Consider the following 22,757-nt stretch of genomic DNA (forward strand, 5'->3'; position numbering starts at 1 on the left):
TGGAAGTGGTCAGCCGTTTCAATCTCTATATCCCGCTGGGGTTTCAAGAGCTGATAACGTGCGATGTGATAATTGTCCCGGGAGGGACCGGCAACATGCGGCGCAGCGTGGTGACGAACTGGGGAGGGCTTGCCAGCGGCGAGACATATAATGCTGTTGTCGATGGTATAGCCGCGGGAGAAGTGGCGGTGACGACGGATTGGATGATGGCCATCGATATCTCCGATGCGCTCCTCGGCGCTCCGCCTGCATCGCCGGGCGATGTAGTGGGCGTGGCCTTCACCCGGCATGGCGATCATGCCAACGATACCGTGGGCGCCGACTGCTATCTTATAGGATTGAGACTGAGGTATGTGTAATGACAGGGGCACCGGTATATCGGGACAACGCAGGAGATATCAGCGGAAAACCGATAACTCTGGGAGCAGGGGCTTTGGTTTACATTGAGTTGCGCCCGTCACTGGACTACACAACAATTATCGGCCAGGGCAAGCCTACCGTGGTCTATAGAGGACTGTTTAAAGGTTTCTCCCTGCCGATATATTCAACAGACAACGAAGAAATATTTTTCACGGAGTGCGTTCCCCAACGATGGGACGCCGCCAGCGATATCCTGGTACACGCGCATTGCTACCTGGATACAGCTAACACAACAAAGAACTTCCAGTTGCAGCTGGAGTGGGAGCACTTTACACCGGGGGTGGATGTTGTGCCGGCCACAAGTAACACAGTGCCTGTGGAGACCCCTACCGGCACAGCGGCACAATTTAAAACGTTCTCAGTCACCTTTACGGTTGACTATGATATCGATACTCCGGATAACGTGGCTTACGACGATAACCTGAGCTTCAGGCTGCGCCGGATCGCGGCAAGTGCGAATGAGATAGCGGGTGAGGTGGTAATCACACACCTGGGGATAATATTTAGAAGGAATAAGCTGGGAGCCCTTGCGATTTAGGAGCTGATATGGCATACCAAAACAAAGGAGCAATGGCCGCAACGATAGTGGTTGCCGCGAGCGACAGCCTGAACAAGGCCGCCGCGAACTACGTGTGCGACGGGACTGCGGATGACGTTGAGATCCAGGAGGCGATCGACGCGCTGCCGGCGGGGGGCGGGAAGGTTGTGCTGCTGGATGGGGTGTTTGTTATATCAAATAAAATAGAATACCCCTCAATATTTGAAATGCAAGGGCAGGGCATAGCTACAATAATTAAACTAGCTAATAATACAAACCCTGATGGAGTACCATTGGGGGTTATAGGTCTTCTTACGAATAAAGATCAAGTGGCTGGTAATAATAAAGTTTATATTCACGACCTGGCTATTGATGGTAATAAGTTAGGTGGAAATGGTGGTGGAAACTATAATTATGGTATTAGACATATAGTTGGCTCAGATCTTAGATTTGAAGGTCTTTTTATTACAAGTGGTTCTGGTGTGGGGATATCTGTTTCGGATGCTACGGATATTGCTATCAAGGATAATAGAATAACAGACATGGGGGCTTGCGGTATTGGGGCGGATTATCTCAGAAGTTGTGTTATTATGGGCAATATTATAGACGATACTGATGATGAGGGAATAGACATAAACCACACAGGAGGCGTTGGGGGAGATATAGTAATAAGTGGCAATATATTAAATTTATCCAACAATCACGATGAAAGCGGGATAGAGATTTCATATAACACTTATGGAATGCAAAGAATTATTATCACTAATAATATAATATCCGAGTATTATATTGGTATTTTTATAAAAGGCTCAAATGGCGATGTGGCAACCGGCAAACAAACACAGGAAAGTATTATTGTATCGGGAAACCATACTTTCAGTAATCGTCTTCATGGTATATATTTACTAGCTCTCTATGGCGCAGTGGTTAGTAATAATATTTCGGAATTAAACGCTGATAATGGTATAAGAGTTACCGGAGATACGGTTACAAGGCTACGTGTAAATAGCTCTGTTCTAGGCAATATAGTAAGTCAGAATATGCAAGAAGGTATATTTATAGAAAGAGCCGACAGCTGTACGGTCTCTGGTAACGATGTAGGACTAAACACAAAAGATGGTATATTCTTCAGTTATAGCCTAAACTCTATTTGTGTTGGTAATATAGTCTATAATAACAGCCAAGGCACTTATAACACATATAATGGAATAACTTTAAGTAGATTTGATTATGGTCTCTGTAGTGGAAACAGCGCAGATGATTGGGCTGCTGATCTGAGCGAATTACTTACGGCTGACGCTGCTGCGGGGACAAAAATTATCCAAGTAGCGTCTACTCTAGGCTTTAGGCCGAAGCAAACAGTGACCATATCTGACACCACCCCTGATACAGAGGATGGAGTAATAGCGAGTATTGATTCTTTAACACAGCTCACATTAGAGGCAAACCTGGTAAACAATTACGGAGTAGCCCAAGCCGCTCAAATTGATGGTAAAGTCATGCAACGGAGCGGTATTATGATTCTGGATACTTCAAATAATAATAGTGTGAAGGGAAACGCCACTCAGGGTAACGTCTCACATATATTAAATGAAGGTTCGGCAATAGAATTTGATAAGGCACCTCACTCTATCGCTCTTGACCTCACTGGTGCTGCCACAGATATTGAAACGTTCCATGCCTCTTGTCCATGTGTCCTGGTAGGGTACACTATACTCTACAGCGTGGCCACCGGCGGCGGAGCGGGCGTAGAGATAAGAGTCGGTCGGTATCAGGACGGCGTGGCGCTCGATGGCGACTACTTTGATACCTCTAATAGTGAGTTAAATAAAGCCAAAGGTTATTCCAAAAACTTTGTCACAGCGGACTTAACTCAGGCGGTGATTGCGGCTGGGGATACGGTAACAGTAGGCACGGCTGGCGGTAAGGCTGATACCGGCTCAGTGATAGTGATCCTGCATATAGTGGAGATGGCAAACTAGAGTGCGGATGAAGAGGATGAAGCTGGTATCTGTATGACCGATGTATACAATAGACGAACTGATAGCAATATCTGGGACAGCGGTTATCGGCGCGAGCATCCTGGTATGGTGCTGCAAGATGCAGTGGGATCAGCGTGCAATAGGCAAGATGGTCAAGGAATGGAAGTCGCTCGCGGATGATAATAAGGAGAAGAACCAGCATATCGAATCAAAAGTGGAGATCGTGGAGGCGAAGTGTGAGCTTATGTGCGCGTTAGTTATGGACGATGTAAAAAACAGAAGGCACGACCTTTTCGAGCATCATTCCCCCCTTCAGCCGACGGAGACCGCCCGGGCCATGGTGCCCGACGATATAATGGGGGCTTTGAAAAGCTATAACGGCAACGGCGGCGGGGACCAGTGCATGTTGAAGGCGATCCACATATCTCAAACCGTATCGATAGAGAGACTGAACGCTGCAGCCAGGGAGAAGGGCCTCTCTCTCCTTGAGTTCATGGCGATAATAACGGATGTGGAGGTGCCTCATGAGTAAAGCATTGTGGTTTCTGGCCGGCGGCCTGGCGGCGCTGGGCGTCGGTTATGCTGTAAGAGGAAGCGGGATCCAGGGGCTGGGGCGCAACAGGGGCACAAGCCCGGGGGCCGGGCCCGGAGGCTATTGTGAATGTCCAAGCTGCGGAGCGGTCGAGCCTCATAAAACAGGAGTCCCTTGTTATTTAACGCCGTGCTCATCGTGTGGAGAAAAAATGATGGCGCGTTCTCACGGAGGTTTGTAATGGGAGCAAATTTTGAACCAGGATCCAGCCATGTAGCACACGTCCAAGTAACGAACAAAGCGCGAAAGCCATATAACTACAGGCTGACATTTATGCTTACGAGCGATTATGCCGCTATCGTGCCTCAAGTGCTTGGCTACAAAAATATATCACTGGAAGCCGGCGAGTCCGGAGTCATTGATATGGAGATCACGTTCTGGGGGTTTGAGGTTTTGACATATCTGCAGATATCTGGTTACGAGGAAACGACCGAAACGCCCCTGGGTGTGCTTTATGAAGAGGAAGTTAATCTGGAGATCGTCAGCCAACCAGAGGCTTCCATCACCCTGTATTGGGATTAAAAAAGTAGCGAGGTATATTATGGAGAAGAAGAAGGCTATAGCATTAACAGCAGTCGGCGTGGGATCAGCACTAGGCCTGGGATGGCTAATGTCTAGGCTTATAAAACCGGACGAGGGCGAAGGAGAAGAAACGCCGGAGCTATCAGTGAATATGTATTGGGATTAAAGGAGTTTACTATGCCGGTGTATTTTGACTCAGGAACAACTCACATACTGCGTATGGAGGTTTTAAACCCTACGTCGCGCAGTTGGCGCTATCGGATCGTTATTACGTCAGGTAGTAACTTGATAGACGATAAAGTTATTGATATAGACGCCGGTGCAACTAAGCGTTTAAGCACTGAAGTACAAATGCCTGAAGTGACAGAAACCACAACGGTAAATTTTAAAGCACACGTCTATGAAGTAAGCAGTACCCCCAACTATGATATGGGGGTCAAAGCTGATATTGACGTTATAGTAATGAATATACCAGTAGGTAGCGAATATAATGCCGCCGCTTATTTTGACGACCAGCAAGGCGACTCATATTTGTTTGAATCTGGTACGGAGCATAAAATCACTGTGAAGTTCACCAACCCTTACGATACCGCTCATCAATTCTATATTAGTGGCTTACTGGGATCTTTTAGCGCTATCGAGGAGTGGGGGTTCTTTACAGTCGCAGCAGGTCAGACGATCACCAAGGAAGCGATAATATTAATGGGTGACACACCGCAGGTAGTAGGGCCTGTTACTTTCAGTATACATTGTACGACAAAGGGGATTCCCGGCGTGGATGTGGCTACAGGGTCTCTCGAAATAGTGGAGTCGCAAACTGTACAGGACGGTACTATCGAGATGATCCCCCTGCAAATGTCGGTAGGCCAGGGGCGAGCTCTGGAGTTTGACGTAAAGATAACCAATCCCACTAATAAAAAGTGGTCTTATCAGTATACCGCTTGGATACAGGATGCAAACGGCAAAAGCGTAGGGGGGATTACATCTACCCTTGGCGTCGGACCTTATAGCTCAGAAACTGCCAGATATAAGGTATCCGTCATATATCCAAGTATGATATATCCGCCCGTAGGGATTGCATATCTTAAAACATCCTTCATGGGGGCATGGCAAAACCATGGAACCATTAACGTCACAAGTGCGAGCGAGCCGGGCGCTACTGCCACGTTAACAAATTACCAGTGGACCGACATAGAACGCTATATGTTCAAGGCCACAATTAAGAACACTTCCAGCATCCAGAAACGATTCTACTTATATGGATATATATATGATGGCACTGACTTACAGACGTATGGAATACTTGGTACACTTGATTTAGCGGCGGGGCAGTCAGGTGCCGTAGAGAATCAACTGATGCCTTATAGCGTTGGATCATACAACGTTAAAGTTAAAGTCATAACCTATGAAGAAGGCACCTGGGTTGTGAGTGAGTTAGAGACTTTTAGCGCCGGCACGGTAAATATTTCAGGTTAGTAATATAAACTGAGCATCGATATGAAAACAGGTAGCGTTTTAGTCACAATAGCGGCGATCGCCGCGGCTTGCGGGATCGGCTATTACGTTGTGAAAAGGACGCAGTATGATAGCCAAGCAATCATCCCTGTAGTTAAGCTAGTGCCGGGAGCAACTGCGGTCGGCGCCAGGAGCATGGGGATATACTGAACGGAATGCTAGGAGCCGTGAGCCCCTATGAAAATAACAGATCTCAAAAGCCAGGTGTGGACACAATACACCACCAAGATCCGCCCCGGTGATATAGGAGCCGTGGTCGATACCGGCATCGTCGCGCGCCTTTCCTCGAGGATGATACTGCCGTCGACCGACTTCCTCCACTTCTTCCTTTTCGCCGAATACGTCCCCGGAGAGAACGACTTCGTTATACTCGAGAGCATCCCGAGCCATGGTGTGGCCGTTGCCCGGGCGTCATGGTACCTGGATAAGACGGTCGCTGTCTTCCGCCCAAGCCGCGAGCACGTACTGCTGGCCGGCGTCTTACCGAACAAGGCGACCGGTACGCACCTTTCCCCGGAGCAGCTCGGCCGGGAGGCGGTATGGCAGGCGACGAAGTGGGGGCGGTCGCGATATGATTATCGGATCTGCGTGGAGATCGGCTACCGGGCAATAACCGGATGCTTGCGTAATTGGATACAGGGAAAGGGCTTCACCGTGCACTTCACCGAGTTCCCCCTCTCGAGGGACAAAAGCCTGCTTTGCACGCAGCTCGTCGACGAGGCTTACTACGAGCTTTACCCGGTCTTCGACCGCTGTTATGAGGTGCTGCCGGCCAACTTCATGAGCCAGTACGCCGACGGCTACCTGGACTACATATGCGGATGGCCGGAGAAATGAACACCGGACAAAAAACCGTCAGGATCCTGGGCGCTGCAGCCCTCGGCTATACCGCGTGGGCCATAGGTAATTTCTTCGCCACGCGCAGCCAGGCGCTTGCTACTGCCCGATCGCTGGCCATCGATAAAGGGATGATAAACCTCGGCGCCGGCTGCATGCGAGATCAGCTGACCATGGGGATCTGCGGCTTACCCGAGGTAGTAGTCAACGCCGATATCAACAGCGGCGGACCCAACAGCGTCGTCACCGACTTCGAGTCCGGGAGCCTGCCCTTCACCGACGGCGAGTTCGATGTAGCCTTCGCCAGCCACGTCCTGGAGCACATAGTGAACTGGGAACAGGCGCTGGATGAGTGGAACAGAATTGCGGACCGTGTTATAGTAGTGCTGCCCCACCCGCTGAGCATAGCAGGCCGCCTGGCCCGGGAGCACGTTCAGCACTTCTCTCAGGCAGATGCCGCGGCGATCGAGGCCGCCTGGCCTAAAACCAAAGTGTTTATGTAGTGCATAACCCCCTTGACAAACCTAAATAACCGTGTATAATGAGTGCATAACTGGTTTGGGTAGGTAATGAGAGACGAGAGACGTATTTAGGCATACACCACAGTGTGGGGTATGCCTATTTTTGTGGGAGGCTACATGGAAATCGTACACATGGCGATCCACCGGATCCAGGAGGAGCCGTGCTCCGCGCCCCGGGCGCTGGACGAAAGCATAAAGAAGTATGGCATACTTCACCCCATACTGCTTTACCAGGATGACGATGGTATATATATCCTGGTCGACGGACGCCGGCGGTTCTCGTGCGCCGTCAGGCAGGGGCTAAAGACCGTCCCCGCGATAATTCTCCCGGGCGACGTGTGCAAGGAGCTCGTCGGACTATCGGAGCACTACAGCCGGTCGCCATCACCGGCGATCGAGGCCGAATATTTTGCCGCCCTCATATCCGGAGGCATGACGCAGACGGAGCTGGCCGGCGCCCTGGGTATCAGCCAGGCCAAGATCAGCCAGCGCCTGGCGCTGCGCGAGAAACTTATCCCCGAGTTCTTCGAGATGCTGCGCGCCGGCACGCTCATAGCAACAGTGGCCAGAGAAATCACTTCCCTCGATAGCCAGGCGCAGCGCACGTTGTTGAAACAGGCTGCGAAAGGCCAGAGGCTGACCATTAAGTATCTGAACGGCCTCAAGCGCGAGAAAATGATGGCGACGCTGGACCTGGTACCGGTCCCCGAGATCCCCACCAACAAAGGATCCTTAAAATCATGCCCGCACTGCGGGAAGGAGTTATAGTATGTCGTTAAAGGAAACGTTTAAAACGATACTTCAGCGTGTGACTAGAGGATGCGATACATGTAAATATCCCCCAGCCGAGTGGCACAAAGGATTATGTGAAGAGTGTCAACTGGAAGATTTCGTCGCTGCAGCAGCCTCAGAACAAGATGAGAGTGTATGCGCAGCGACGATAGCTTTAGAAAAAAGTATCCGCGAGCATATCTATCAAAACGTGTGTGAGTTAGGAATAACGGTAAAGAATGACAAGGGTGAAGTGATACCGATAGAAGAGATGTCAGTGAAGTTCATAGTTAAGGTCTTAGTAGATGAGATAAAAAACAAGCGACACAACCGATCTGTAGACGATGCTCTTAATCGTGGTGATGGAACTTACCAGCCATAACGAATATTGTGCGAAGGAGAGGTCAATATGAGTAAAACTATAACAATATCAGACGAAGCCGCAGCATTTTTAGTCGAGCTGAACCGCAGATTAAAAACACAGGACAACCGAGCAACCCGTGCCCCATATTATTTTACCGTGCGGTGTGTTCATGAAGAGCCTGTACCTGATGGATTTACAGACGAAATACGTTACGTACACGATGGCACTCCTTTTACAGAGGAAGAGTTAAGAAAATACTGCGAAGATAACGATCTTGATTTTGAGCAATTTAAGGAGAATAGCTGCCGGGCGTATTGCGTTCGAGATGTCGAAGAGTTTAAAAATTTCTTCTTCACTGAGGAAGGTTATAACGAACACATGAAGCTGAATGGTCATAATTATCGTTACTGTAAGGAAGTTAACTCCTATGTTGACCACGCCTTTAGAAACCCCGAAATTGAGCAGTTACTATCCGCTATTAAAGAAATAGGTAAGGCATTAGTCTAAGTAGCAAAGGAGAGATATGAAATTACAAGTTCGAAGCGAAGATACAGCCGTTTTTTATCCACTAGCAACATGGACGTGGAAACCAAAAGAGCAGATCTTAATCCAACGTATTCCTAAGATTAAAGAGGTGCGTATTTCCATACCTGGTAAGACACATACACCTTCATTGGATATACCACAACACTTACTTCGCCCGTCTCTTCAGACAGGCCAAGAGATACGCTTAGATGAGATTATTTATTATGTAGCCTATATAGAAATGGGTGACCTTAGTAATGGAATGATTGTTTTTACTTACACCCTATCACAACTTCCTCCTGCAGTACCAGCTTTTTGGTCTGTAGATGTAAGTGAGGAATAGTTTAGTTCGCACTATGTAAGTTATGTTTTTGATTTAAATGTAAGTAGGAGGCTAACAGTGGAAAAGGGAGCGGAATTCTTTATATTAGATGACCAAATGTACCATGTCAGCCAGATATTGTATCTGAAGTTAGCTGGAGGAGCTTATGGCTATGGCTGTTGGGGGAAGATACAGTTGATAGGTATGGAAGCGCCGGTTGATATAGGTGACGGTAGTTACAGAAATAGTATAACCCACATAAAGCACATGGTAGCTGGCGAGTACAATTTCAAAAGGCTGCGCAGAATTATGAGGGAATTCGGCGTAGAAAAAGAAAGCGAAGTAGGAGGCTAACAGTGGAAAAGAATGACTGGAAACAAGCAGAGGCAAAGAAACGGGTCGATAGTATGATCGGCTTGCCGAACGTTAAGCTCCGCAAAGGAGTAGCGCGTAGCGGTGGGGCGCTGACCGGGTGGGTTGACTACAATTACAAGATCCTCCGGGATGCGGACAGGCGCTGGACAATGTATGTCGAATGGGTAGATATGGAGGGGGAGGGCTTCCGGATCATCTTGCCGCACGAGCTGGTAGAAGCCGTGCGCCGTGCGACCGATTCGATAATGAAGCAGGCGCTGCGAGACCGCGCCCAGGCGGCGGCCACGACCCGGGCGAATAAGCAGAAGGAGGAATAATTATGAGCAAGTTAGTGAGAAAAATGAAGCGCGAGAAGGAAGAACAGGGTAAGCTCCTGCAGATCGGCATCGATCTCAGGAAGAAGAAGCCGAGCGTAGCGGAGAGACGTAGAAAACGCAATGGAGGCAGACATGGCAAGTGAAAGAGGATGCGGAACACGCAAGGCGGGCGGACTGTACCTATGCTGCGGGATGAGCCCATATGGCATGCCAGTGGAACATTTTCTCATCGACCCGGTGACCCCGATCGACCTGCAGGCATTCAGAACGCCGCGGATAATAGAGAAGGCCGGAGTAAACCATGTCCTTATCTGGATAGGCAAGGAGTTCTATCCCAGCGTGCCGGCTTACATCGATGAGGCCAGGATACAGGGTATCAGCCGCCGGATACCGCGCAGTTTCCCGATAGAAAGGCTGACGACGGAAAGCAGGATGATGATGGTGCACGCCTGCGCCCGGGTGGCCGAGAGCGGTCACTACGGCAGCTATATCGGTATCTGCGAGGGCAACACTATCGACTGGTACTGTCCTAAAGGTGATATGTTGCACCGCCGCCCCGGAGCCGTCGACAGCGATACTCCACAGTGCATAGGCATGCTCTGGCCGCTATCAAAAGAGTTCGTCGACATGCGCTACGAGCCGCAGTACGCGACGGGCATCTTCGCCAGTTTCCCGATCACCAACATCGATTATGTGGTGGATCCGGAGCGCCCCGGTGTGCCGCGTGATATTGCGGACCGCGCCGGCAGAACGGACCTGCCGCTGAATCCGGTGGAGGAATAAGATGGCGAAAGTGAAGCAGTTTAAGATGGTATTAGGTTTAGACCCGGCGCGGCGCTACAAGGAAACGATTTTAACAATACATTATGATACTGGTCGTGGGTCTGATGTGCCAGACAATAAAACAAGGTTCTATTTAAAGCTGCCGCAGATAATGGCCGATGCTCTAAACAAACCAGATATCCGGGGAGCTAGTGTTGAAGAGGTTAAGCGCTCTTTTGATGCTGCTTTGGAAGAATTCAAGAAGCTCAAGGTCGAGAAAAGTAAAGTCATCCTGTATGAATTTGAGTTAGACCCTCACCCAAATCCAAAAGAGCCGCGCTATAGTGGCCCTGCGCATTTTAACCGGGGATATGCAGTAACGGTAGTAGCCGCTGTGTATGAAGAAACGATAGCCATATCCGGCGTTGGTGAAAAGATGTATTCGTATGAGCTGCAGGAAAGCAGCCTTAGTTATCCCGGGGGCGATAAGTTTCAGAATAGACAAGGATGGAATGGTCGCGGCAGGAGAGTCGAGAATCAGATTCCGTGGACAGAGCGCGGCGAGGCTTTCTTTAAATGGGTTGCTGATAATATGCAGCAGCTGATAAGTGCTTTGGCTGATATAGAGTCCCCAAATAAACTTATCGATATGGTGAATGCAGGCAGGCTGCTTCCGTTGGGTGGAGAGAAGGGGAAGGAATAATGGCCTGCCGCAATGTTGGCAGTGGCACCCAGCTCGCTTTCGAGCTCGACAAAAGCCCAAGAGAGCAGGCATTTAAGATCGCCAAGGACGTTTATCGTTCTCTTATATTGAGAGGTGACTCTATTGAATATACCATTAAAACACATTATGGAGGAACACACGAAGAGTACGAGTTTTCTACAGGATACTACCTTTGGACGAATGACGATGTGCGGGTTAAGATACCAAGCGGTAAAGTAGGTATCAAGTTAGAATCGAACGGCAGTATCCACATATTCAGTTTAAAGGAAATCTATAGTGCAGTATTAAAGGAAGAGGTTAAATTATGAAGATTGATAAGTGGGGTGCTTTTGAGTTTTGGTTTCTAGGGTTTCTATGTGGGATAACAACGTTAGTATTACTATCAGTAATTTGTAATTAAGGAGTCGCAGATATGAATATAATATCGTTTGCATGGACCACGCCGGCTATCGTCGCTTGCCATAAGACGCGGACGCGGCGCCAGTGGTCTAAGGATTACGCCCAGAAGTTTAAAGGGGGGTCCGCGTGCCAGGCTTACGATAAGGGGCCGCGGGTCGGTGGCAAGCTCATCCACATTATAAGGATATTGAAGGATCCGTGGATCCAGAATACCAGTGAAATGACAGAAGATGATTTCGAGGCCGAAGGTTTTCAGTACATGCAGGACCAGGGCTTTAAATTGAAAGGTCAAGACCTTCGAGAGTTCTTCGAAGCATGGAAGGCGGCTGCAGAAGACCTTTATGTAGTGGACTTCACTTATGTATGGGATATGGCCTTTGACGAAGGGTGTGCATACAGGGAAGGACACCTTCACGCTATTGCTTGTGGAGTACCGGATGAACCAGAAAAGCTGCCGCGGCCCCTGGGCCAAATGTGCTACGAATGCAGAAAGTCTTGTGCGAGAAAGGTGCAGAACCTGTGCAGGATCGGTGTTAAATGATAAGTTATGCACACCCCCTGAACGTGACAGTGGTGAGTTATGCACACTTTAGGCCGAGTTATGCACATATCACAAGGGGAGTTATGCACATGGTAGGTGACTATGTTTAAAAAAGCCCGGGATATCATCAGCGAGCAGTGTGCCCTGGGAGCCCGCCCGGCGGAGATCCGGAAGAAGCTCATATCTGAAACTACTCTCTCGGTGGACGAGGTAAAGATGATAATGAAGGAGCTGCTGCCGGCAGAGGAAATGAAGCGGGCCCAGGCCATCTTCGATCAGATGATAAAGGAGAGCGGTCTCCCCGATATCATGGTCAAAGAGATCCTTTTGAAAGGCGGGCGCACAAAGACGATCGCGGCTCTGAGGACGGCGATCCGCCGCCGGCTGAAGGCCGAGACCGGGCTGACGTTCGCTCAGATCAATAAGATGGTCGGCCTGGAGGAGGGCTCTCATCATCTTTCCGAGGACGTGATGGGTTGAGTTATGCACTTATGCACAGGCTTATTATTATTAGATAGAGGGAGGCTTTTATGACAGAGATACTGGTTATAACGGTAATAGGCGTGGGTTTTACCGCGGTGAACCTAATTATCCTGGGGCTGTGTCTTAAGCTTTATACGGAATACTTCAAAGACATGTCCCGGAGCAACAGGAAGGTAGTAAAATGAAAGAATATCCTACTACTGATGAGTTAAATACAATCAGGGAATGGGACGTGCTGGGTAAAGGACCTATGGGACTGGTGGAATTTGTACAAAAGCTGTGGAAGTACGGCGAGGTAGTGGTTACCGGCAAGCGGGTGAAGTACCTGGCGTTGCACACATGCGGATGGTCCGGCAACGAGGAGATAGTCGATGCCCTTGAGGATAACCGCTTTTTCTGGACGTTCTACTGGCAGCAGTCGAAGAGGGGTGGACACCACTGGTTTAAAATAGATCTACATCACAGAGGGCAGCGTCCTGTAAATTGGCAGCCGGGGGTTAAGAAATGAAAGATTATACCGGTGGTGGAATATATTTAGTAGCCGCAGGAATATGGACTACAGCAGCAATTTTAAGCTGGTATGTCGATTACAATGCTGCTATGTGGTTCGCATGGGTGTTCGCGGCCCTTTCTATTCTATGTTGTTTTGGAGGAGAGTAAAATGAAGAAAGAAAAAAGATTCGAATACCTCTTATTGAATGATCTCGAGAATGATATTCCTGACCCACTAGGATGTGGAATATGCCTCTGTAACTGGTGTAAGTTCGTCCAGTGGGAAGGCTGCTCATGCGATGAATCTTGGCCTGAATGTCATCATCCATTAATAGAAGCCTTTAAAGGATTTCATACTGAAGACGTATGGGATGGTGCCGACTGTTGGGGGTTCCGGCCAATGTATAAGCAATCCGACTGCGTAGATGTTGTTGGACTATGGCTACAGGGGAAACACGTCGATTTTGACACTATACCAGAAATTAGCGGGAAGAAATTAGCGGTAAAGTAGGTAGAAGGATGACTCACGACGAGCTTGTATTACGCGGTAGAAACTGGTTAAAAAACAACCCTAATTCAAGAATGCGTTTTCCGATTATCTTAACTGAATATAAGAGCTATGCTAATTCAGAACCAGACGTTCTAGGGTTAAATCATGCTCGAAGTGTTGTGATTGAATGCAAGGTGTCACGTTCAGATTACTTCGCAGATCAGAAGAAGCGATGTATGCGAATGTCTACACGCCTTGGAAGCTACCGTTATTATCTTTGCCCCGCTGGTTTATTAAGGGTAGATGATATTAAAAATGGGTGGGGGTTACTCTATTGTCATCCCCATAAAATCACAATAGAGAAAGACGCCACATTCTACCCGCCGGAGGAAACTCGACCGGAGGAATATCAAATAATGTACTCAATCATTCGCAGGCTTATGTCGTTAGATGGGCACGATAAAACGTTGGATATGTTAAAGGGAAGGAGAAAGTAAAATGAAGTGTCCCGATTGTAAAGACAAAGAGCTTCTACCGGCGCGCTCCCGGGAAGACTGTAAGGAGGTTGATGCCCTGAAATGCTCATACTGTTCAAAGATGTTCCAAATGAATGAGAGTAACCATCTAAGGCCCCTGGAGCCCCAGGCAGCAACGCATACCGCCGCGATACTGACTTCGGCGCCGGTCAAGCCTGAAATATTGGAGCAGGCCGCACGGATCGCGGAGCATAGTTTAAAGCAGACAGGGCGGGACCGGCCCAGGACCTATCATAAGTTGTCTAAGGAAGAGATAGACATTGCCGTTGCCCGCCTCAAGAAAGGCGACCGGCCCGTCGATATCGCCCATGACCTAAAGTGTGATGCTGCGGCAATAGGATGGCACAAGAAGAAGCTGGTTAAAGCTGGATCGATCACGTCTCATAAGTATCGTCGGGAGAATAAGAAGCCTCCTGCGCCTGCCATTAACCCACCGAAGAAGCCAGCCAAGCCTATAAACAATATAGTTTACGACAATACGCATCGTGGAAACCTTGCACTCCAGATGCTACGGCTGAAGCGCGGTGAACTCAGGCCAGAGACCACAAAAACCGTCATCCGTAGATACCACGCCATGTTGCAGTACGACCTCGATAAAGCTCAGGCCACAGTCCGGAAGATTAAGCAAGAGATGGCTCCCATAAACGATGCGTTGCGCGAGATAGATATCATCGAGCAGGGCGAAAAGGCTATAATCGAGAAGGTTCTGGCGTCGGTAAGAAAATAAAAGCTTAAGTAAAAAGGAGCGTAGCATGTTTGAACCTAAAGGCTTCGTAATTGTTGATAAAGAGATAAAACACACAAAGCCGCCTCCGGAGAAAATACTGGGCTGTGACTACAATCTAAAGGAAGAATATTTCAACGCGATGCAGGGTAAGATGCTGAAGGTAGTGGACGTGGCTGTGGACGGCAGCGACTACCTGGTGCAAGCTGAAGGTAAGAAGGCGGGAGTATTTCTGTGGATGGTGGACAAGCGGGATACTATAGGCGAGATGATACCCTACTCCGTTATGAGACCGTTGTTAAAACCTATGCCTTTCAGAGATTTAATGAAGGCTGCCGGTATGGATGCTGACGCTTTTTCCGATGAGAACATCGAAAGAATGAGCAAGGCCGTCGGTGTCGATCTTAAGAAGATATTGGATATGCTGGAGGTAGACCTATGAAAATCGTTACGGATATCGAGTACCTGCGGAAGCCGTGCAAAGACCTGACTGAAGCGCAGGATCTGGACATCATCGTCGAAACATTAAAGACTGAGATTTACTTAGGCGGCGTACAGCGCGGCGTGGGCCTGGCGGCGAACCAGATATATATCCCTTATCGCGTTTGCCTGATATCCGTAGGTATCATGGTGCCTCTTATACTGGTGAACCCGGTGATTGTTAAAGAGCAGAAGCCAAAGCTCGTGCGCGAGGGTTGCCTCTCCCTTCCCGGAGTCGATATCGAGATAGAGCGACCGATGTACGTTAAGGTCAAGGCGCTGGATGAGAGCCGGCGCCCGGTGAAGTATACGTTCACCGGAGAGCGCGCGCAGTGCGTGAGACACGAGATAGACCACCTGAACGGTATACTGATGATCGATTATCTCGATAAGGGTGAGAGGGCGGCTATCGAGAGCAGGTTAAGGCGGAGTCAGTCATGATGCGCCACTGCTGTATAGCGCTGGACACCCTTCTAAGGCTGACACTGGAGGGGCAGCAGGTGCTGGTAGACGCCGAAACAGGCGAACCCCTGGAGGAACGGGAGATATACGAGTTGGTCAAAGAAATGAGGAAGGACGGCAACACAGTCTTTACCCCGGGCTGCGATAACGTTGACAAGCAGGGACGGTGTGCCGGACATAAGGAGTGAAATAAAAAAGGCCGGCGAGATCTCGCCGGCCTTTTAGCATATCCGCGGTCAATGCCCCCAGTATAATTTCTTCAGAAGCCTGAGTGTTAAGTTTAAGTGTAACCTCGTTTCACGCTTGATGAATGCGAGACTCTTTTTGTCGAACACAGGCGTCTTGTATGCTCTCGAGAGGCGTTCCGCGGACCTCTGCAGCAGTGTTACTTCCCTGGGCTCCTGATTGCCAGTCATATCGGCCCCTACTTCATCAGCCTGACATCCAGCGCCTCGAGGACGTTCCGGATATCGTTGCCGATCGTGATAGTATCGTTGCCGGCGAACAACAGACAAACAGCGCGCCTCTGCTTGTCCAGGATAAGAGAGCCGCTATCGCCGCCGGCGGAGAACTGGCCGCCGATGCCGCTGATGATAACCTGGTCCTCAAAGATAGCATAATCTCCATCCCCCATATTGACGTTGACTATGTTATCGATACTGTTGATTTTGCCGCGGGTTATTTCAGTGGTGCGCCCCCGCTTCATCACTTCCATTCCGACCTCCGGAGCCGCCACACCGGTAACAGATCCTATTTCCGGGATGAACGGGTCGATATCTGCGGGATCAACCGGTAGTGCAAGAGCGCAGTCTACTTTATTGGTCGCGCTGCGATAGCTTGTAAACCGCTCCCGGCTGCCAAATATCCTGGCCAGTCGGTCCCCCATCTTGATATAGAGTTTGGTAAGCGGGCAGTCGCTCGAGTTGACCGTCTCGATCTCCACGAAGTCGTCTAGTGTAGCGATAACGTCTCCGGGTTCTCTGCCTCCATCATAGTAGCCCTGCTGCAGGATGCTGTCGCCGACCTTCCCTTTATTGACGTTGGCCAGGACATGGTTATTACTCAGTATCATCGCGGTGCCGCTCTGGTTCTCGTAGACTACGGCACCGAATGTGCCGGCGGTGATATCTTTATGCCCGATGCTGCAGCCGGGGTGCGCCGGTCGCTCTCTGGCCGTGATATCACGCATTGTGTACCCCAGTCTGCGATGCTCGATGGTCTCGACGACCTGGTGGCCTTTCCTCATCGTCTCTCGTTTTTTATCGAAACGCGGTTCATCCAAGCGCAGCTTGATCTCACCGCCGACCTCTACTACATCCGTGCGCCGGCCCTTGATAACAACCGGCACCCGATCGCGCTTGGACAGCGCTGAAAGCGGCACCTTCCTCGCAACGCTGACCACAATAGCCGGCTGCCGTGTGTCGGTGCCATCGGTCTTCTTTGTGCCGCGGCCCACCGCCACGACATTCTTCTTCTTGAGCAGGTCCAGTGCTATTTGCCTTTCCTGTTTGTTCATCGTTATAACTCCTTCCTGTATATTATCTGATTATAGTTACTGGTCCTTATTCACGTCAACGGCGCCCAGTTTTTCGCATATGGCCTTTCTTATCCCCAGGTACATTTCTCTTTCCCTCCGCGACTCGCCGCTGTTTACCGCGAATGCTGTTTGATTGAACCACAGTTTTAGCTCGCCCCTTGTCTTTCCCGGCCTGCGGTCGAATAGTATCCTTCCCGCGGCCTCGCCTTTTACTTCCACGTTCAGAAACCCGAGTTTTGCCTGCGGCCTTTCTACCTGAAGCAGACCCTTTGAGTCGATTGCTATCTTCTCCTCGAGTACCAGTGGCGGCTTCTTTTTTCTTCCCATGGGAGATGCTCCTTTCTTTAGGTTTTACCGGGGGCTGCAGCCAGGCCTTGGGAAATTTATATCGCCGCCCCACATGGTCCTTAGCCTCCGGCTTAACACCTATGCGCTCGATGTCCCGCTGCAGTTTCTTGTTGCAGGTATATACCAGGCAGTCAGGCTCGAGCTCGTTATATACAATTGTGGTCTCGCGCTCATAGAGGCAGTCAGCCCTCATTTTTTTCTTTACCATAAAAGGCTCCTTAGAAGTGTTTAAGGTTAGCAAGAGCAGCCAGAAAAGACCTCCTGTTTAAGTAGTGCCTCTGGATCCCGGCGGCATTCAATAGACAGTCGGTCATCACGATACGCGGCAATGTAAGGTCGTTCGGGTAACTGCCTGTATCAAGGGCGCCGCTCCTCCACAGCTCCTCGGCCCGCTGCTTGATGTTCTTCTGAACGTCCTTTGTGAGTTGGGTGAACAGCTTATCGAATTCCTGTTTATCCATGTCGCACCGCCTATATCTTTTCTCCGTTCAAGGTAACGGTTACCGGCTGCCCGTAAAGACCGGTGCGGCTCACGCCGGCGAGGGCCTTGGCAATCTCTATGCTCACCCGCTTACGCCAAAACGTAAGTTCACCCGGGATGCCGTCGTCGTCGTCGTCGTTTGTCCTCATTACAATGTCTGCCAGATCAGTATCCGGAATAGTGGTGATGTCGAAAGTGGTCCAGACCTCCGGTTTATTGACGCCCATGTGCACTTCCAGTGCGTGATCATCGGGCTCGTCCTCCGGATCCGCCTCTGGCATTTTTATGCCCTTCATGGTGCTGCAGACTATCTTGGCGGCCTCTTTCTCTGTTAGGCCGAGGCGGGCGTTTCTCTCCTTCGCGCATTCTTCAGCAAGTGCGAAGTCTTTACCCCAGTACCAGTCGGTAGTGTAAAAACCTCTTTCCCCCTCAATGGCGATAAGGGCTATATATTCACCCTTACAGTTCATTCGGGTCTCCATCACGAAGAACGCCATGCGCGGCGTCTTAGGAGCGTGGACAAAGCTCTTCCAGGTGAACTGCGGACAATCGCATAATAAGCAATGGCCGTGACCTTGAACTATAGGGTTATCGTCCGCGTGCTCGCTGCGTAGGTTATCACAATGGCAGAGCTCATCGATAATCTCACTCTCGCCCACACTGGCAAAATATTGACGGATATTATCCCTTCGCTTTTGGATATCCGCCTTTATATCTTCAGGTATCGTTTTGTCTTCAGACATATATCCTCTCTTTCTATAGTAGCCGGACCCGGGGCGGGGGTGCCTTTCTTACCCCGGGTCCGGCCCACCATTACAGCGACGGGAAAAGGGGTATCTAAAACCGCCGCCGGCTGGTCTTAACTCGCGTCCGTGGTTGTCTCTGTCCGCCCGGGAGGCAGCGCCGGCACCTGGCCGCGCCCCTTGCGGCAGACCGGGCAGAATAGGGCGTGGCTGTCCTGGCTCTGAAATACCTCCGCAGCCTTGCGTGCCCGGGTTATGTGTTTGGAGTCGGTCAGAAGGTGGCTGGTGGCGTATGTTATGAGGTTCAGTACGTCATATGATGTTCTAATGGGATTCTCGATCGCCATGGCCCGTACAGTGTCCCGGACATTATCCTTGAGCCCGGCCTCCTTTATCATGGCCTCGAGCATCATGGCCCGCTGGTTCTCCGGGATCTCGTCGTTTACCATTTCCTGATAGCGTTCCACAACCTTGCCGTAAGACTGATAGGCGTCACGCAGCCCCTTACGCAGCCAGGACCATACCGAGTCCCGACCCTCTCCACCGCCACGCTGGCCACCACCACCATTGCCGCCACCGTAGCTGAATTCGCGGAGGACCGTGTTTGAGGTCATACCGTTGGTGCATGCAAGCCTCAGAACGAAGCTCTGCACGCTCGGGTTAGTCAGGCCCAGCGGACTGAACCTCACCATGGCGCCGGCGCGCACCACATCACCGCGGGTGACCGGGGCCTTATCTATACCTACGATCTCAAGGGATACGCTCTGTGAGTCACCGACGATAACCCTGTTGTAATCGGGTTTTTCTATGACCTTCTCGATGGTCTCCAGGACTCGCGCCGCCGCCAGCGCATGACCGGTATGCTGCGTAGCGCAGCGGAAGCCTATTATCTTGCCGTCGCGCATGAGCAGCTCGAAGTTGTCATGCTTCTGTAGTAGGTCGTTGGCTACCATGCCACAGGTATTCGGTTGTATCTTGCCGGTCATGTCCGGCGGTATGTGAAGGAAGCGGAACAGGTCACTAACGCTGTCCTTTTCGACCTCCAGAAGCCGCGCGCCTTTGCGCGGGCGCATGGTCACCATGTCCGGTGTTACTATTATTTTGGTCGCCGGATCCCGATCCACCTTTTTTGTGGACACACTGGATACCGGTCTAAGTTTCTCCAGAACTTCATTTGCCTTCATTGTGTTTTTCCCCCTCTATTTTGTTTTCATGGCCCTCATAAGCTCTTCCACATCGAGCTCGGCCCAGGCCTTGCTCAGTTCCTCGCTCCAGAAACCGGGAAGATGGCATTTCACTAAGCCCTTCTTCCCGTCCTCGAGGTCTATGACATAGGCCCACTTGATAGTTTGTTTCTGCGACATGATCGCATCTCTGGCTTCTTGTGTCCAAGGCGCCAGCTCCCTGCGCTCAAACATGATATGCGCCATTGAAGGTTTGCGGTAGATAAGCATCTTACAGTCCAGCACGGCCTCGATCTCAAGCATACGGCTGGTATGAGCCACGAAGACTATAAGCTGGTCCCGCTGCCTGGCCAGTGCGTTGAGCCCGCCAAGCGCTACATTGTTGTCCGATTGGCTGCGCCGGCAGCTGTATCTCAGCGCCGCTTCATCGACCAGGACGAAGGCACCTTTCGGGATCTTGCGCAGGTCTTTCGCATGTTTGGCCCACCCGGGAGCATACTTCTGTGTTTTCTTCGGCATGCCGATAACGTATACGGCCCTGCCGGCGTTGTGCGCGATCTCAGCAAGCTGCCATGCGAGCGCAGACTTGCCTTTGCCCAGGTATCCGACGATAACAGCGGTGCCGACCCGGGTTTGCTTCAGGATACTGGTCCAGCTTCCTATCTGGCCCGGTTTATGATTACTTGTGCGTAATATTGTCATGGCTTCCCGGACCGCCGCCCGCTTCTCTTTACTCAGGCCCCTGTCCTGCGAAATGACAGACAGGATCTGCTCAGTTTTCGCGAAGTCGATGTCTTTACAAGACTTTTGTACCACGCAGGTACCCCCTTTCTAGTTTTTACTTTCTTATCTCGGTCGTCTATCACCCCCTCTGTATGGCGGATAAGCGTAATTTACTTCACGCCACTCGCCAGTGAACATGTATGTTGTTCTTGTTAGCTTGGTCCCACAGGTCGGGCAGTATGCGTCCTTTAAATCCCTCGGTGAAGAGAACCTGAATGCGACTTGGCATTTTGGACACTTACCCTGCTTTTTACCACTATTGCCCATTACCAAAACCCCCTTTCACCCGAACATTTTAAACGCCGCCACGGCGTCATAGTAAAATTCAAAGACCAGCGCCCGACCATGGGGAAAATCGATATACTCTGCGGCGACTTTGAGTGGGCACATCTGTAGATATCCAAGAGTAAGTTTAGCTTCGATACGCTCGCGACACGGGGGAGTACCTGTAACCGCATGGTCGATCTGCGTGGCAATATCCGCCAGGCGCTTGGCCTTTCTAGAGGCCAGCTCCAGCAGCTGAATAAACTCTATGCAGTTATAGTCTTCCAAAATTCACCCCCTATTCTACATATCCGCCGACACTAATTGACATAAGTTATCGTTATTCTCGCAAAGTGATTTTATTCCGCATCCTTCTCTCTTTTTACCCTCTTCAGAACTCCCACCATACAACGAACGGCCATGGACTGTATCCTTCTCAGGTGCTCCACGACATCCATTTCGCATTTAGTGCACAGGTATACACCCTCAGAACCGGTGATACAGATGTCGAGATACCGAACCTTATCGTTCTCTTCTACACACTGGCAAATCGAACATTTCTTCATGTAAAAACCCCCCCTATTCTACATATCGATTGACTCAGGTTGACATAAGTTATCGTTATTTTCGCAAAGTGATTTTGTTCCGCATCCTTTTATCCCGGAAGCAATCACATGATATAAGCTGACCGCCGCAGACCGGGCAGCGCTCCACGTCGCAGCCGAAGTGGTGGATCTCTCCGTGCTTTATCCCGCAGTCATGGCACCGTCCGTTACTTTCGCCGAAGTGATCGCGCCGCCTGTCGAGCCATTTACCTTTATGATATATCTTGGCATGAGTACAGCCGTCCGCCGTCCTCATTTCCTGTTCGCAGTCAAGACAAACGCCCATGAGATAAACTCCTTCATTTAGATTTTCGATGCTTCGCCCTTTGGTTCCAGAGCCACGATTTCAGCCTTCTTAATATCGACATCTGATAATCCGATATCGACTCCAGGCGCAGCTCCGCCGGCGCCCGGTCACCCATAACCCGGGTAAATAAGTACGAGTAGATATTCGTCATGTCGTGATCCAGCGGACCGCAGAGCGATGCATTAGAGACATATGCCAGCGCCTCAACATCTGTGGCCAAGTCCTTTTCACCGCGAGCCACCTGCAGGAGACGCTGGGCCCGGATCTCATCGATGAGCCAGCCCGGAGTGTCTTCGCCCCATGCCTGGTTAAATACGATAATAGGGTCTGTGAGCGCCCGCGCCGCGTCGACAAGGGCTTTCTCCGTCACCTTGCTGCTTTTAGCCTTCTGTTTCGCCATTATAGGCCTCTTTCAGCTTCTCCTTCTCTAGGATTGGTAGGTTATCGATTCTTTCGCACTCCTGCCGCTGCCAGTCGCTCTTGGAGGTATATTCATACTCTCCGGAGGCGAATAGTTTCTTGGCCTCAGCTTTCGACACCCGGCTGATCTTCTTGGTCTTTTTATGTTGAATACATACAGCCATCGCTCTAATCTCCTTCCTTCGTGATATATGTATACCCCATCTTGCGGGGCATCGCCCGGACCCGGCACAGCAGCTGCCACTGCAAATGCTGCGCGTTCCGCCGGGTCAAAGGCCTGTTATCACTATCATTAGGTACTCTGAGGATCCGGCACAGTTTATCGATCGCCACGCGCTGTTGAGGAGTAGCGTCATATTGTTCGACAACCATAGGCGCCTCCTCATAGTTA

The 22,757-nt window shown here is 50.3% G+C and carries 40 protein-coding genes; 29 read left to right on the forward strand and 11 right to left on the reverse strand.

The genetic code is table 11. The features are described 5' to 3' along the window. From PHO67_07710 to PHO67_07850, 29 genes are all read left to right on the forward strand, one after another. Positions 1-359 (forward strand): hypothetical protein (locus PHO67_07710; GenBank protein MDD5547018.1); only part of this gene is annotated, 359 nt, incomplete at its 5' end. After that, positions 359-958 carry a hypothetical protein gene (locus PHO67_07715; GenBank protein MDD5547019.1) on the forward strand — a complete coding sequence of 200 codons (600 nt, stop codon included), beginning with the start codon at positions 359-361 and terminating at the stop codon, positions 956-958. The genes PHO67_07710 and PHO67_07715, both read left to right, overlap by 1 nt. A gap of 8 nt (positions 959-966) precedes the next feature. Beyond that, positions 967-2,940: a NosD domain-containing protein gene (locus tag PHO67_07720; GenBank protein ID MDD5547020.1), complete on the forward strand. Its 1,974-nt coding sequence runs from the start codon at positions 967-969 to the stop codon at positions 2,938-2,940. 40 nt (positions 2,941-2,980) lie between these two features. Beyond that, positions 2,981-3,472, forward strand: coding sequence for a hypothetical protein (locus PHO67_07725; protein MDD5547021.1), 492 nt, complete (start codon positions 2,981-2,983; stop codon positions 3,470-3,472). A 240-nt stretch (positions 3,473-3,712) separates the two neighbouring features. Further along, positions 3,713-4,054 carry a hypothetical protein gene (locus tag PHO67_07730; GenBank protein ID MDD5547022.1) on the forward strand — a complete coding sequence of 114 codons (342 nt, stop codon included), beginning with the start codon at positions 3,713-3,715 and terminating at the stop codon, positions 4,052-4,054. A 19-nt stretch (positions 4,055-4,073) separates the two neighbouring features. Further along, positions 4,074-4,220: a hypothetical protein gene (locus tag PHO67_07735; GenBank protein MDD5547023.1), complete on the forward strand. Its 147-nt coding sequence runs from the start codon at positions 4,074-4,076 to the stop codon at positions 4,218-4,220. Between the two features lie 11 nt (positions 4,221-4,231). Beyond that, a complete protein-coding gene (locus tag PHO67_07740) occupies positions 4,232-5,530 on the forward strand; it encodes a hypothetical protein (GenBank protein ID MDD5547024.1) in 1,299 nt (432 codons plus the stop codon). A gap of 216 nt (positions 5,531-5,746) precedes the next feature. After that, the gene (locus PHO67_07745) at positions 5,747-6,406 is read left to right on the forward strand and encodes a hypothetical protein (GenBank protein MDD5547025.1); all 660 of its coding nucleotides are present in this window, start codon (positions 5,747-5,749) and stop codon (positions 6,404-6,406) included. After that, positions 6,403-6,909, forward strand: coding sequence for a methyltransferase domain-containing protein (locus PHO67_07750; protein MDD5547026.1), 507 nt, complete (start codon positions 6,403-6,405; stop codon positions 6,907-6,909). The genes PHO67_07745 and PHO67_07750 overlap by 4 nt, the downstream gene beginning before the upstream one ends. A gap of 135 nt (positions 6,910-7,044) precedes the next feature. Further along, complete coding sequence (locus PHO67_07755) at positions 7,045-7,695, forward strand: ParB N-terminal domain-containing protein (protein MDD5547027.1); 651 nt, start codon at positions 7,045-7,047, stop codon at positions 7,693-7,695. Position 7,696: 1 nt separating this feature from the next. Further along, complete coding sequence (locus PHO67_07760; protein ID MDD5547028.1) at positions 7,697-8,080, forward strand: hypothetical protein; 384 nt, start codon at positions 7,697-7,699, stop codon at positions 8,078-8,080. Between the two features lie 27 nt (positions 8,081-8,107). Continuing rightward, positions 8,108-8,569, forward strand: a complete 462-nt coding sequence (locus PHO67_07765; protein MDD5547029.1) for a hypothetical protein — start codon at positions 8,108-8,110, stop codon at positions 8,567-8,569. A gap of 16 nt (positions 8,570-8,585) precedes the next feature. Beyond that, positions 8,586-8,930, forward strand: coding sequence for a hypothetical protein (locus tag PHO67_07770; protein MDD5547030.1), 345 nt, complete (start codon positions 8,586-8,588; stop codon positions 8,928-8,930). A 57-nt stretch (positions 8,931-8,987) separates the two neighbouring features. After that, on the forward strand, positions 8,988-9,263 hold the full coding sequence (locus PHO67_07775) for a hypothetical protein (GenBank protein MDD5547031.1): 276 nt from the start codon (positions 8,988-8,990) through the stop codon (positions 9,261-9,263). Positions 9,264-9,265: 2 nt separating this feature from the next. Then, complete coding sequence (locus tag PHO67_07780; GenBank protein MDD5547032.1) at positions 9,266-9,601, forward strand: hypothetical protein; 336 nt, start codon at positions 9,266-9,268, stop codon at positions 9,599-9,601. Positions 9,602-9,603: 2 nt separating this feature from the next. Next, positions 9,604-9,744 (forward strand): hypothetical protein, encoded by a 141-nt coding sequence (locus tag PHO67_07785; GenBank protein ID MDD5547033.1) that lies wholly within the window; start codon positions 9,604-9,606, stop codon positions 9,742-9,744. Positions 9,745-9,808: 64 nt separating this feature from the next. Next, complete coding sequence (locus PHO67_07790; protein ID MDD5547034.1) at positions 9,809-10,384, forward strand: hypothetical protein; 576 nt, start codon at positions 9,809-9,811, stop codon at positions 10,382-10,384. A 1-nt stretch (position 10,385) separates the two neighbouring features. Continuing rightward, a complete protein-coding gene (locus PHO67_07795) occupies positions 10,386-11,066 on the forward strand; it encodes a hypothetical protein (protein MDD5547035.1) in 681 nt (226 codons plus the stop codon). Next, positions 11,066-11,395 (forward strand): hypothetical protein, encoded by a 330-nt coding sequence (locus PHO67_07800; GenBank protein ID MDD5547036.1) that lies wholly within the window; start codon positions 11,066-11,068, stop codon positions 11,393-11,395. The genes PHO67_07795 and PHO67_07800 overlap by 1 nt, the downstream gene beginning before the upstream one ends. Before the next feature lie 104 nt (positions 11,396-11,499). Continuing rightward, positions 11,500-12,027, forward strand: coding sequence for a hypothetical protein (locus PHO67_07805; GenBank protein MDD5547037.1), 528 nt, complete (start codon positions 11,500-11,502; stop codon positions 12,025-12,027). A gap of 102 nt (positions 12,028-12,129) precedes the next feature. Next, positions 12,130-12,507, forward strand: coding sequence for a hypothetical protein (locus PHO67_07810; protein ID MDD5547038.1), 378 nt, complete (start codon positions 12,130-12,132; stop codon positions 12,505-12,507). Between the two features lie 50 nt (positions 12,508-12,557). Continuing rightward, positions 12,558-12,695, forward strand: a complete 138-nt coding sequence (locus PHO67_07815; GenBank protein MDD5547039.1) for a hypothetical protein — start codon at positions 12,558-12,560, stop codon at positions 12,693-12,695. Next, positions 12,692-13,018, forward strand: coding sequence for a hypothetical protein (locus PHO67_07820; GenBank protein ID MDD5547040.1), 327 nt, complete (start codon positions 12,692-12,694; stop codon positions 13,016-13,018). Before PHO67_07815 ends, PHO67_07820 begins: the two co-directional genes overlap by 4 nt. Further along, positions 13,015-13,170 carry a hypothetical protein gene (locus PHO67_07825; protein MDD5547041.1) on the forward strand — a complete coding sequence of 52 codons (156 nt, stop codon included), beginning with the start codon at positions 13,015-13,017 and terminating at the stop codon, positions 13,168-13,170. The genes PHO67_07820 and PHO67_07825 overlap by 4 nt, the downstream gene beginning before the upstream one ends. A gap of 1 nt (position 13,171) precedes the next feature. Then, a complete protein-coding gene (locus PHO67_07830) occupies positions 13,172-13,513 on the forward strand; it encodes a hypothetical protein (GenBank protein MDD5547042.1) in 342 nt (113 codons plus the stop codon). Positions 13,514-13,990: 477 nt separating this feature from the next. Continuing rightward, the gene (locus tag PHO67_07835; protein ID MDD5547043.1) at positions 13,991-14,755 is read left to right on the forward strand and encodes a hypothetical protein; all 765 of its coding nucleotides are present in this window, start codon (positions 13,991-13,993) and stop codon (positions 14,753-14,755) included. A 25-nt stretch (positions 14,756-14,780) separates the two neighbouring features. After that, the gene (locus PHO67_07840) at positions 14,781-15,194 is read left to right on the forward strand and encodes a hypothetical protein (protein MDD5547044.1); all 414 of its coding nucleotides are present in this window, start codon (positions 14,781-14,783) and stop codon (positions 15,192-15,194) included. Further along, positions 15,191-15,673 (forward strand): peptide deformylase, encoded by a 483-nt coding sequence (gene def, locus PHO67_07845; protein MDD5547045.1) that lies wholly within the window; start codon positions 15,191-15,193, stop codon positions 15,671-15,673. The genes PHO67_07840 and def overlap by 4 nt, the downstream gene beginning before the upstream one ends. Continuing rightward, a complete protein-coding gene (locus PHO67_07850) occupies positions 15,670-15,882 on the forward strand; it encodes a hypothetical protein (protein ID MDD5547046.1) in 213 nt (70 codons plus the stop codon). Before def ends, PHO67_07850 begins: the two co-directional genes overlap by 4 nt. A 236-nt stretch (positions 15,883-16,118) precedes the next feature. On the opposite strand, the gene PHO67_07855 is transcribed toward PHO67_07850, so the two are convergent. From PHO67_07855 to PHO67_07905, 11 genes are all read right to left on the reverse strand, one after another. Further along, complete coding sequence (locus tag PHO67_07855) at positions 16,119-17,210, reverse strand: hypothetical protein (protein ID MDD5547047.1); 1,092 nt, start codon at positions 17,208-17,210, stop codon at positions 16,119-16,121. Between the two features lie 36 nt (positions 17,211-17,246). Further along, the gene (locus PHO67_07860; protein ID MDD5547048.1) at positions 17,247-17,558 is read right to left on the reverse strand and encodes a hypothetical protein; all 312 of its coding nucleotides are present in this window, start codon (positions 17,556-17,558) and stop codon (positions 17,247-17,249) included. Between the two features lie 239 nt (positions 17,559-17,797). Further along, positions 17,798-18,040: a hypothetical protein gene (locus tag PHO67_07865; GenBank protein MDD5547049.1), complete on the reverse strand. Its 243-nt coding sequence runs from the start codon at positions 18,038-18,040 to the stop codon at positions 17,798-17,800. A 10-nt stretch (positions 18,041-18,050) separates the two neighbouring features. After that, entirely contained in the window at positions 18,051-18,803 is a 753-nt protein-coding gene (locus PHO67_07870) for a hypothetical protein (protein ID MDD5547050.1), read from the reverse strand. Positions 18,804-18,919: 116 nt separating this feature from the next. Next, on the reverse strand, positions 18,920-19,987 hold the full coding sequence (locus PHO67_07875; protein MDD5547051.1) for a hypothetical protein: 1,068 nt from the start codon (positions 19,985-19,987) through the stop codon (positions 18,920-18,922). Between the two features lie 15 nt (positions 19,988-20,002). Continuing rightward, positions 20,003-20,803 (reverse strand): hypothetical protein, encoded by an 801-nt coding sequence (locus tag PHO67_07880; GenBank protein MDD5547052.1) that lies wholly within the window; start codon positions 20,801-20,803, stop codon positions 20,003-20,005. Between the two features lie 249 nt (positions 20,804-21,052). Continuing rightward, on the reverse strand, positions 21,053-21,322 hold the full coding sequence (locus tag PHO67_07885) for a hypothetical protein (protein ID MDD5547053.1): 270 nt from the start codon (positions 21,320-21,322) through the stop codon (positions 21,053-21,055). A 71-nt stretch (positions 21,323-21,393) separates the two neighbouring features. After that, entirely contained in the window at positions 21,394-21,600 is a 207-nt protein-coding gene (locus PHO67_07890) for a hypothetical protein (protein MDD5547054.1), read from the reverse strand. A 338-nt stretch (positions 21,601-21,938) separates the two neighbouring features. Further along, positions 21,939-22,346: a hypothetical protein gene (locus PHO67_07895; GenBank protein ID MDD5547055.1), complete on the reverse strand. Its 408-nt coding sequence runs from the start codon at positions 22,344-22,346 to the stop codon at positions 21,939-21,941. After that, entirely contained in the window at positions 22,327-22,530 is a 204-nt protein-coding gene (locus PHO67_07900; GenBank protein ID MDD5547056.1) for a hypothetical protein, read from the reverse strand. Before PHO67_07900 ends, PHO67_07895 begins: the two co-directional genes overlap by 20 nt. 4 nt (positions 22,531-22,534) lie before the next feature. Then, the gene (locus PHO67_07905) at positions 22,535-22,738 is read right to left on the reverse strand and encodes a hypothetical protein (GenBank protein MDD5547057.1); all 204 of its coding nucleotides are present in this window, start codon (positions 22,736-22,738) and stop codon (positions 22,535-22,537) included. Positions 22,739-22,757: the final 19 nt, after the last annotated feature.

Source organism: Candidatus Omnitrophota bacterium, assembly GCA_028716565.1.
In the GTDB taxonomy this organism is placed as follows: domain Bacteria; phylum Omnitrophota; class Gorgyraeia; order Pluralincolimonadales; family Pluralincolimonadaceae; genus Pluralincolimonas.